11 protein-coding genes are annotated in these 10,287 nt (G+C 68.1%); 8 read left to right on the top strand and 3 right to left on the bottom strand.

Annotated features, from left to right (window positions below; genetic code table 11):
• Nucleotides 1-64: 64 nt before the first annotated feature.
• The gene (locus ACIBH2_RS13375; RefSeq protein ID WP_397116678.1) at nt 65-1,429 is read left to right on the top strand and encodes an NCS2 family permease; all 1,365 of its coding nucleotides are present in this window, start codon (nt 65-67) and stop codon (nt 1,427-1,429) included.
• A gap of 174 nt (nt 1,430-1,603) precedes the next feature.
• Nucleotides 1,604-2,152 (top strand): DoxX family protein, encoded by a 549-nt coding sequence (locus tag ACIBH2_RS13370; RefSeq protein WP_397116676.1) that lies wholly within the window; start codon nt 1,604-1,606, stop codon nt 2,150-2,152.
• A gap of 172 nt (nt 2,153-2,324) precedes the next feature.
• Here ACIBH2_RS13370 and ACIBH2_RS13365 read toward each other — a convergent pair whose 3' ends face one another.
• Entirely contained in the window at nt 2,325-4,382 is a 2,058-nt protein-coding gene (locus tag ACIBH2_RS13365; protein ID WP_397116674.1) for an ATP-dependent DNA helicase, read from the bottom strand.
• 96 nt (nt 4,383-4,478) lie between these two features.
• Here ACIBH2_RS13365 and ACIBH2_RS13360 point away from each other — a divergent pair, with 96 nt between their 5' ends.
• On the top strand, nt 4,479-5,339 hold the full coding sequence (locus tag ACIBH2_RS13360) for a metallophosphoesterase (RefSeq protein WP_397116671.1): 861 nt from the start codon (nt 4,479-4,481) through the stop codon (nt 5,337-5,339).
• Between the two features lie 9 nt (nt 5,340-5,348).
• Here the strand turns inward: ACIBH2_RS13360 and ACIBH2_RS13355 are convergent, their stop codons facing one another.
• Both ACIBH2_RS13355 and ACIBH2_RS13350 read right to left on the bottom strand, forming a co-directional pair.
• Nucleotides 5,349-5,912: an isochorismatase family protein gene (locus tag ACIBH2_RS13355; protein ID WP_397116669.1), complete on the bottom strand. Its 564-nt coding sequence runs from the start codon at nt 5,910-5,912 to the stop codon at nt 5,349-5,351.
• An 89-nt stretch (nt 5,913-6,001) separates the two neighbouring features.
• Nucleotides 6,002-7,315 carry a nicotinate phosphoribosyltransferase gene (locus tag ACIBH2_RS13350; RefSeq protein ID WP_397116667.1) on the bottom strand — a complete coding sequence of 438 codons (1,314 nt, stop codon included), beginning with the start codon at nt 7,313-7,315 and terminating at the stop codon, nt 6,002-6,004.
• Between the two features lie 133 nt (nt 7,316-7,448).
• Between ACIBH2_RS13350 and clpS the strand changes: the two genes are divergently transcribed.
• The 5 genes from clpS (at nt 7,449) to ACIBH2_RS13325 (ending at nt 10,283) form a co-directional block, all read left to right on the top strand.
• On the top strand, nt 7,449-7,802 hold the full coding sequence (gene clpS / locus ACIBH2_RS13345; protein ID WP_397116664.1) for an ATP-dependent Clp protease adapter ClpS: 354 nt from the start codon (nt 7,449-7,451) through the stop codon (nt 7,800-7,802).
• A gap of 22 nt (nt 7,803-7,824) precedes the next feature.
• A complete protein-coding gene (locus ACIBH2_RS13340; protein WP_397116662.1) occupies nt 7,825-8,394 on the top strand; it encodes a DUF2017 domain-containing protein in 570 nt (189 codons plus the stop codon).
• A 60-nt stretch (nt 8,395-8,454) separates the two neighbouring features.
• On the top strand, nt 8,455-9,516 hold the full coding sequence (locus tag ACIBH2_RS13335; protein WP_397116659.1) for a P1 family peptidase: 1,062 nt from the start codon (nt 8,455-8,457) through the stop codon (nt 9,514-9,516).
• Between the two features lie 62 nt (nt 9,517-9,578).
• The gene (locus tag ACIBH2_RS13330; RefSeq protein WP_397116657.1) at nt 9,579-9,998 is read left to right on the top strand and encodes a Mov34/MPN/PAD-1 family protein; all 420 of its coding nucleotides are present in this window, start codon (nt 9,579-9,581) and stop codon (nt 9,996-9,998) included.
• Between the two features lie 9 nt (nt 9,999-10,007).
• Nucleotides 10,008-10,283, top strand: a complete 276-nt coding sequence (locus ACIBH2_RS13325) for a MoaD/ThiS family protein (RefSeq protein WP_397116655.1) — start codon at nt 10,008-10,010, stop codon at nt 10,281-10,283.
• Nucleotides 10,284-10,287: the final 4 nt, after the last annotated feature.

Here is a 10,287-nt window from a genome sequence, read left to right as displayed (position 1 = left end):
GGTTCGTGCAGGCTACGGTTCCGGCGGGCACCTGTATCTTCCGGCCGACTGGAGAAACCACCACATGACCACCGATGTCCTGACGCGCACCAAGGGGCGTGTCGACGCGTTCTTCGGCATCAGCGATCATGGCTCGACCATGAAGCGCGAGCTCATGGCCGGAACCGTGACCTTCCTGGCGATGTCCTACGTGCTCGCCGTCAACCCGATGGTCTTGGGCGACAAGGGCGCGCTGGGTGACAAGGGCATGCCCATGCAGGCCGTGTTCACCGCGACCGCCGTGGCGGCCGTGGTCGGCACCCTGGTCATGGGCCTGTGGGCGCGCTACCCCGTGGCGCTGGCCCCCGGTATGGGTCTCAATGCCTTCTTCGCCTACACGGTGGTGCTCAGCATGGGTGTGCCGTGGCAGGAGGCGCTGTCGGGCACCTTCCTCTCCGGCGTGCTGTTCTTCATCCTCGCCATCACCAAGGTGCGCGAGAAGATCATCGACGCCATTCCCATGCAGATGAAGCTGGCCGTGGGCGCGGGCATCGGATTGTTCGTGGCCTTCCTCGGTCTGAAGAGCGCGGGCATCGTGGTCGCGAATCCGGACACCTTCGTGCACCTGGGTGACTTCCACAAGGGCACAACGCTGTTGGCGCTGCTGGGCCTGCTGCTGACCGTCATCTTCATGGTGATGCGCTGGCACGGCGCGGTGCTCTACGGCATTCTCGCCACCGCCGTCGTCGGCATCGCCACCGGTCTGGTGAAGCTCCCCGATGCGGTGGTGGCGCTGCCGCACGGACTGGATCAGACCTTCGGGCAGGCCATCATCCACCTGCCCAACGCGTTCACCAACGAGAAGATGGTGATCGTCGTCCTGACCATGCTGTTCGTCGACTTCTTCGATGCCTCCGGCACCCTGATCGGCGTCGCGCACCAGGCTGGCCTGCTCAAGGAGGACGGCAAGCTGGACCGCGCCGGACAGGCCCTGGCCGCCGATTCGGTCGGCACCACCGCGGGCGCGATCATCGGCACCTCCACCACCACCGCCTATGTCGAGTCCACGGCCGGTGTCTCGGCGGGCGGTCGCACCGGTTTGACGGCGGTCTCGACGGCCATGTGGTTCTTGGCCGCCATGTTCTTCTTCCCGATCTTCGCCGTGGTGGCGGGCGTTCCGGCGGTGACCGCGCCCGCGCTCATCGTGGTGGGCGTGCTCATGTCTCGCGCGCTCGGCGAGATCGAGTGGGACAAGCTGGAATACGCGGTCCCGGCCTTCATCACCGTGATCATGATGCCGCTGACCTTCTCCATCGCCAACGGCATCGCCATGGGCCTGCTCTTCTACCCGATCATCATGGTGGCCAAGGGTCGCGCGCGTGAGGTGCATCCGGTCATGTGGGTGCTGCTGGCGGTGTTCGTCTCCTACTTCTTCTTCCTCGCGGAGTAGCGGCGCGAGGGTTCGTCGCCGCGTCGACCAGGTGTAACCCGGATTACATTCGATTTCACCTGTGGCGGAATACGCTGCCGTTCTCGTAGGTTGGGACCACTGAGCGCAACGAATCGGACCGTGGTCCGCTTCAAGATCTCGGTTTTACGCAGTCGACCAGATGAGGAATGGATCATGACCGCACCGACCACTGACAAGACGACCGCTCTGCGCAGCCTGCTTGCCCAGCGCGAGGGCGTCGACGCCACCGCCACCGACATCGGCCTGCTCATCCTGCGCGTCGGCCTGGGCGGACTGATGGCCGTGCACGGCACTCAGAAACTGTTCGGCTGGTTCAACGGCTACGGCTTGGAGGCCACCAATGCCAGCTTCGACCAGATGGGCTACAACCCGGGCAAATTCTTCGGCACCCTGGCGGGTCTGAGCGAACTCGGTGGCGGGCTGTTGCTGCTGCTCGGTCTGTTCACCCCGCTGGCCGCGGCCATCCTGCTGGGCACCGTCGTGAACATCATTCACGTCACGTTCTCGAGCGGCCTCGCCATGTGGGAGATGGGCGCGCTGTTCGGTATCGGCGTGGCGGCGCTGGCCTTCACCGGCCCGGGCCGGTTCTCGCTGGATGCCGGACGGCCGTGGGCTCGTCAGGGTGTCGTCTGGGGTCTTGCCGCGATCGTCATCGCGCTGGCGACGGGCATTCTGACGCTGATCCTGAAGACCGTTCTGTAACAAGAGGATTTGTGTGTCCCCGCGCCGCGTGCAGGGCTTGGCGCGGGGACAACGGATACTCCGATGTGGGAATTGGGGGGTCATCGAGGTACCGCAAGCCAATTTACTTCTGTACGGAAGTAAGAGCCACCGGTGTGATTGGTTTCACATCGGTGGCTTTTGTCGTGTGCGTTTATTTCGAGGTCACGGCGGCCGATCCGGTCAACCGCCGCAACGCCTTGGCAACCACCTCGGGATCGGATGTTTCCCAATACGGCGGCAAGGAAGCTCGTAAGTACCCACCGTATCGCGCTGTGGCCAAACGTGAATCGAGAATGGCGATAACGCCGCGATCATCGACACTGCGCAGCAATCGGCCGGTGCCCTGCGCCAACAGCAGGGCGGCGTGATTGGCCGCCACCGACAGAAAGCCATTGCCCCCACGCGATTCCACCGCGCGTTGGCGCGCCACCAGCAGCGGATCATCGGGGCGGGGGAATGGAATGCGGTCCAGAATCACCAGACTCAGCGAAGGGCCGGGCACATCCACGCCCTGCCAGAGCGAGAGCGTGCCGAACAATGAGGTCTCGGGGTCGTCGGCGAATTTCCGGACGAGTGCGCCGGTGGCGTCGTCACCCTGGCACAGGACCGGGGTGTCGAGGCGTTCGCGCAGAATCTCGGTGGCCTGCTTGGCCGCCCGCATGGAGGAGAACAGGCCGAGGGTGCGCCCGCCCGCGGCGGTGACCAGGCGTTCGATCTCGTCGAGGTAGGCGGCGGGCAGGCCGTCGCGGCCGGGGGCCGGGAGATGCTTTGCCACATACAGGATTCCGGATTTGGCGTGATCGAAGGGCGAGCCCACATCCAGCGAATTCCAGTGCAGCTTCTCCGCATCCGACGGTGCGGCGGCGCCATTGGCCAATGCCGGATCGACGCGGCCGCCGGATTGCGGGGGCAGGCCCCAGGTGACGGCGAGATTGTCGAAGGAGCCGCCGACCTGGAGGGTGGCCGACGCCAAAATGACGGTGGCCGTGCCGAACAGGCGACTGCGCAGCAGCCCGCCGACCGACAGCGGGGCCATGTGCAGGGTGCGCCGGGGGACGCCGCGCATCTCGTCGACCGCCAGCCAGACCACGTCGCGGTGCGCGGCCGGATCGGATTCCTCGAAGGTCTCCAGCACGCGCACCGCGGCGTCGTGCACCTCTTCCACGGCGGAGAGGGCCTGATTGCGAATGGCGGCGGCCTCCGGATCGCCCTGTGGCGCACTGGAACCCTGCGGGTTCAGGGCGGTGCGGGCATTCCACGCGGCATCGCGAATGAGCGCCAAGACCTGGGCCGCGCCGTCGGGCAGGGTGTCCCAGCGGCCCGCCGGAAGCTCGTCGAGGTAGGCGTGCCACGCCTCGGCGGCGCCCTCGAGGCGGTCCACCTCCTGCTCGTCGATGAGCTTCTGACAGCGCTTGGCGGCGGCGCTGATGGCCGCGGTGGAGAGTTCGGCGGTGGCCACCCCGGTCACCCGGTCGACCAGTTCGTGCGCCTCGTCCACGACCACCACATCGTGTTCGGGCAGCACCTGGATGCCGCTGATGGCGTCGATGGCCAGCAGCGCGTGATTGGTGACCACCACGTCGGCCGCGCCGGATTCGGCGCGGGCCTTCTCGGCGAAGCAGTCCACCCCGAACGGGCAGCGCGATTTGCCGAGGCATTCGCGGGAGGTGACGCTGACCTGCCGCCACGCCCGGTCGCTCACGCCCGGGGTGAGTTCGTCGCGGTCGCCGGTCTCGGTATCGGAGGCCCATTCGTTGAGCCGCTGCACCTCGCGTCCGAGCCGGGAGATGGCGAAGGCGTCGAAGAGCTCGGCCTCGGCCGGTTCGTCCGGAATGACGCTGTTGATTTTGTTCAGGCACAGATAGTTGTTGCGGCCCTTGAGGATCGCGAACTGGGCGACGCGGCCCAGCGGTTCGGCCAGCGCCTGCGACAGCCGAGGCAGGTCGCGGTCCACCAGCTGGCGCTGCAGCGCGATGGTCGCGGTGGAGACCACCACCGTCCGTCCGGTGCGCACCGCGTGCCGCAGGCTCGGCACCAGATAGGCCAGCGACTTGCCGGTGCCCGTCCCGGCCTGAACCGCCAAGTGCTCGCCCGTGTCGATGGAGTGCGCGACCGCGGCGGCCATGGTCTGCTGCCCGGTGCGTTCCTTCCCGCCCAAGGCCTCGACGGCGATGGCCAACAGTTTCGGAACGGGTGGGAGTTCGGGCACGGCCGCAAGACTACTGACTCGGGCCGACAAGCTGTCGGCGCGCTGCCCCGATTTATTGCGGATGACCGGAGGGTCCGGGGCTGAGAGGATTGGTCGATGGGGAAGCTTCTCGTCATCGGCGATCTACACGGCAATACCGGCCACGCGCTGGCCCTGCTGCGCGAGGCGAAGCAGCGCGGATGCGACCGGATCTTCGCGCTCGGTGATTTCGGGGCGTGGGAGCACATGGCCTCGGGGCGGCGGTACTTCGACGTGGTGAACAAGGCCGCGCGCAAGGAGGGGCTGCTGGTGTACTTCCTCGACGGCAATCACGACAAATCCTCGCTGCTGCACGAGCTCTACGACGACAAGCCCGACGACGAGGGCTTTCTCATGTGCCGCAGCCATCTGCGCTACGCGCCGCGCGGCCACCGGTGGACCTGGGAAGACACCCGCTTCGCGGCATTCGGGGGCGCGTACTCGGTGGACAAGCAGCGGCGGCTGATCTGGGAGGCGCATCGGGCCGACAAGGTGGCCGAACGCCGCAAGTACGGCTCCACCCGCACCCGCGACACGGCCGGGACGCTGTGGTTCCCGGAAGAGGAGATGACCGACGCCGAACTCGACGCCCTGCTCGCCGCCGACAGCTCACCCGTGGACATCCTGTTCACCCACGACAAGCCGCGCGACAGCCATCCCGATTTCAACCGCAAGAAGCATCCGGCGTGCCTGCCCAATCAGGAGCGCATCCAACGCGTCGTGGACACGCTGCGACCGGCGGTCATGTTCCACGGCCACCTGCACTACCGCTACACCGACCAGCTCTGGCGCGAGGACGGCGAGGGCACCCGCGTCGAAGGACTCGCGGCGGACCCGGAGGTGTCGTCGCGCCCCGACTACCACCGCGACGACTCCTGGTACGTGCTGTCCCTGCCGTACTCCGGTGCGGGAGAAGGCGTTCCGCTCGCGGCGAGCTGAGGGCGGCGGCTATTCCAGCGTGCCCGCCAACTCCACTCCGGCAGAACGCAATTGGTTCAACGCGCGCTCCGTGGTGGCGGGCGAGACGGCGGCGGTGAGTCCGAGCAGCACCCGCGTCTCGAACCCCGCCGCGCTGGCGTCCAAGGCGGTGGCGCGCACGCAGTGGTCGGTGGCGATACCGCAGATGTCGACGGCCTCGATGCCGTGCGCGCGCAGCCAGTCCGCGAGCGGGGTGCCGTCGGTGGCGGTGCCCTCGAAACCCGAATACCCCGCGCTGTAAGCGCCTTTGGAGAAGATCTCCTCGACGGGCTTCAGGTTCAGATCGGGATGGAACTCGGCTCCCTCGGTGCCCGCGCGGCAGTGCGGCGGCCAGGTGTCCACATAGTCGGGGTCGGCGGAGAAGTGCGTGCCCGGATCGATGTGGAAGTCGCGGGTCGCCACCACGGCGGTGTAATCGGAGACGCCGAGATATTCGGTGATTCGCTCCGCCGCCGCCGCACCGCCCGCGACGGCGAGGGCACCGCCCTCACAGAAATCGTTCTGCACGTCGACGACGATCAAGGCTCGGCTCATGGGGCGACCTCCCGGGTGAACTGCGGCGGTGCTGCCTGCGTAATGCATTCTGCCGCTCCGCCCGGCCCGGGTCCACGCGGCGGCCGAGGTCAGCTCAGGAAGGTGGTCGGGATCGCCGGATCGCCGTCGGAGAGTTTGAGGCCCTCCCACGGCAGGCTCACCAGGCCGCGGGCGAGCAGTTCGCGACTGTCGCGCAGGCTGGGCTGATCCGCCACCACGAGACCGGCGCGCACCAGCGGGGTTTGCAGATCGCGCGCGACGAAGCCATTCGGCTGCGGCGGCTCGGCGGAAGCGGGGTAGACGATCTCCTCGACAATCGTGCCGGTGTGGCGCGCGAGCCGCACGGCCGCCTTGGTGCCGCCCCGAGATTCCTTGTGCGAACTGCGTTTCGCCACCGGCAGGCCGTCGACCTCGACCAGTTTGTAGACCATGCCCGCGGTCGGCGCGCCGGAGCCGGTCACCAGGGAGGTGCCCACGCCGTAGGCGTCCACGGGTTCGGCGCGCAGGGCGGCGATGGCGTATTCGTCCAGGTCCCCCGAGACCACGATCTTGGTCTTGGTGGCCCCGAGGCCGTCGAGCTGGTCGCGCACCTGTCGGGCCAGGACGCCCAGATCGCCGGAATCGATGCGCACACCGCCCAGTTCGGGTCCGGCCACCTCGATGGCGGTGGCCACGCCCCGGGTGATGTCGAAGGTGTCCACCAGCAGCGTGGTGCCGATGCCGAGGGTCTGCACCTGGCTGCGGAAGGCCGCGGCCTCGTGCGCGCCGTCGGCGGCGGAGTGCAGCAGGGTGAAGGCGTGCGCGGAGGTTCCGGCGCTGGGCACGCCGAAGGTGCGGGCCGCCTCCAGATTGGAGGTGGCGTCGAATCCGGCCAGATAGGCCGCGCGGGCGCTGGCCGGTGCGGCGAGTTCGTGGGTGCGCCGTGAACCCATCTCGATCATGCGGCGGCCACCGGCGGCGCTGACCATGCGGGCGGCGGCCGACGCGATGGCGCAGTCGTGGTTGTAGATCGACAGGATCAGGGTCTCCAGGACGACGCATTCGGCGAAGCTGCCGCGCACGGTGACGACCGGGGAGCCGGGGAAGTAGAGCTCGCCCTCGGCATAGCCGTCGATATCCCCGGTGAAGCGGTAGTCGCGCAGCCACTCCACGGTGCGGGGGTCCAGGAACTGCGACACGATCGCGAGTTCCGGTTCGCCGAAACGGAATTCGGCCAATGCGGCCAATAGTCGACCGGTTCCGGCGACCACGCCGTAACGTCGTCCGTGCGGTAGGCGTCGGGCGAAGACCTCGAAGGTGCACCGCCTGTGCGCCGAGCCGTCGGCCAGGGCGGCGGCCAACATGGTCAGCTCGTACTGGTCGGTCAGCAGCGCCGTGCTGGTGACCCCGTCAGCGATCTTCACGATGCCACTGTAAGCACAGACCGACCGGTCCCGGCGTTCCACGCCACGCCCGACCGCCGGTTCACACACGCGCCACTCCCGGCGTGTCGGCTGGGCTGTTGTTTCTTCGCGCTGGGGTCGTACCCTGGTTGTTATGGGTCTGTGCAAAGAAGACGCTGTCCGGGTCGCCGCCGGTCCGGTCGGCAACGTGACACTGTCGGCGGCACAGGCGACGCCGGAGGCGGTCGAGTACACCGAGATTCTGGAGGCCGAGGACCGGCCGTGGGTGACCGTGGTCTGGGACGATCCGGTCAATCTCATGCACTACGTCACCTACATCTTCCAGAAGCTGTTCGGCTACAGCAAAGCCAAGGCAACCGAGTTGATGCTCAAGGTGCACAACGACGGCAAGGCCGTGGTGTCCTCCGGCTCGCGCGACAAGATGGAACACGACGTGCAACGCCTGCACTCGGCCGGACTCTGGGCGACCATGCAGCGTGACGACTGACGACGGCGACTACGGTAGGCCCGTGCGGAAGTGGAGCAGGAAGAACTCCCTGAGCGGGCTGAAATTGCGGTCGGAGATGGACTCCCACGAGGCGGAGGTCCTGCGCTCCCTCGTCGGCGCTGTCACCGGGCTGCTGTCCGATCGCGCCCGCGAGGCCCCCGAGGACGATCTCGCGGAGCTGACCGGTCTCCAGGTGGGCAATACCAGCCCGCCCGACGACCCTCGGCTGCGCCGACTACTGCCCGATTTCCACCGCCCGGAGCCGGGCTCTCCCGACGCCGACCGCGCCGACCTCAACAGCGCCCTGCGCGGGCTGCACGAACCCGACATCATCGAGGCCAAGGTCGCCGCGGGCAATGTCATTCTGGAGACGCTCCCGCCCCAGGGCGGCAAGATCGCCCTGACCCCCGAGCAGGCCGACGCCTGGCTCACCTCGCTCAACGATGTGCGGCTGGCGCTGGGCACCGCCCTCGGCATCGACGCGGACACGCCCGACTCGCTGGATCCGGACGACCCCCGCGCCCCGCATCTGGACGTCTACCACTGGCTGACCTGGATGCAGGACTCGCTGCTCCAAGCCCTCGCGCCCTGATCGCCTGACCAGCGAGTCGCGTCTCGGGCGGCGCTGCGACGGCGGCTAGCGTGTAGACCTGTGAACAGTGCTGCGGGACCGCGCAATTCGCTCACCGACGTCGACGGCCTGTTGGTCGGACACCATCATGTGCTCGACCCCGACGCCACGATCGGATCCGGGCGGGCGACCGGCTGCACGGTGGTGCGCGCGCCGGGCGGGGCGGTGGCGGCGGTCGATGTGCGCGGTGGCGGGCCCGGCACCCGGGAGACCGATCTGCTCGATCCGTCGAATACGGTGCGGCAGGTCAATGCCGTGTTGCTGACCGGCGGCAGCGCGTACGGGCTGGCCGCGGCGGACGGCGTGATGCGCTGGCACGAGGAGCAGGGAGAGGGGATTCCCATGGATCCAACCGATCCGGCGAAGGTGGTGCCCATCGTGCCGGGGGCGGTGATCTTCGATCTTCCGGTGGGGGAGTGGCGGATTCGGCCCAATGCCGACTTCGGCTTCATGGCCGCCGAGACCGCCTCCGTCGACTTCCAGCGCGGATCGGTGGGCGCGGGCGTGGGAGCCCGTGCCGGATCCATCAAGGGCGGAATCGGCACCGCCAGTGTGCGTTTCAGCGATGGACCGGCGGCGGGCATCACCGTCGCGGCGCTGATCGTGGCCAATCCGGTCGGCTCGGTCTTCGATCCGCGCACCGGATTGCCCTGGGGCACCGGCACGGACGGCGCGGAGTACTTCGGCCTGAAACCCGCTGACCCGGCGAAACTGGCCGCCGCCAACGCATTACCGGTCAAGGGCACCGTCCTGAACACCACCATCGGGGTCATAGCGACCGACGCCGTCCTCGATCCCGCCGCCTGCCGCCGCCTCGCCACCACCGGCCACGACGGCCTGGCCCGCGCCATCCGCCCCGCGCACTCGCCACTCGACGGCGACACCCTCTTCGCCCTCGCCACCGGCAGGACGGCCGTCGACCCGGTCTTCCCGCTGCCGCCCGCCTTCCCGGCGCACCTGCTCATGCTCGACCAGCTCTGCACCGCCGCCGCGGTCTGCGTGGAGCGGGCCGTCGTCGACGCCATCCTCTCCGCGCACGCCGTCGCGGGCATCCCCGCCTACCGTGATCTCTTCCCCGCCTGAAGCACGTCGGGAATAGGCGAATATTCTCGTTCGTTGCGGGCTGTGAACGGAAGGAATGGACTGTGCTGGTGATCAAGGCCGACCTCGTCGACCAGATGGTCGCGCACGCGCGCGCCGATCATCCCGACGAAGCGTGCGGCGTCATCGCCGGTCCCGAGGGCTCCGACCGCCCCGAACGCTTCGTCCCCATGTTGAACGCGGAGCGCTCGCCCACCTTCTACCGCTTCGACTCCGGCGAACAGCTGAAGGTCTGGCGCGCCATGGACGACGCCGAGGAGGAACCCGTGGTCATCTACCACTCGCACACCGCGACCGAGGCGTACCCGAGCCGCACCGACATCTCCTACGCCTCCGAGCCCAACGCCCACTACGTGCTCGTCTCCACCCGCGATCCCGAATCGCACGAGCTGCGCAGCTACCGAATCATCGACGGCCAGGTCACCGAGGAACCGGTGCGGATCGTCACCTCGTACGACATATAAGGAGCACCCATGCCGGTCACCGTGTCCATCCCGACCATCATGCGCACCCTCACCGGCGGTGAGAAGCGTGTACAGGCACAGGGTTCCACGCTCGCCGCCGTCATCGACGATCTCGAGGCCAACTACACCGGCCTCAAGGCCAAGCTGCTCTCGGACGGCAAGCTCAACCGCTACGTCAATATCTATGTCGACGACGAGGATGTGCGCTTCGCGGGCGGACTCGACGCCGAGGTCCCCGCCGACGGCACCGTCACCATCCTTCCGGCCGTCGCGGGCGGCGCGTAATACC

The organism is Nocardia sp. NPDC050406 (genome assembly GCF_044459025.1).
Classification (GTDB): domain Bacteria; phylum Actinomycetota; class Actinomycetes; order Mycobacteriales; family Mycobacteriaceae; genus Nocardia.
Note: the sequence above shows the minus strand (reverse complement) of the source record. Positions and strands in the feature narration are given on the sequence as shown.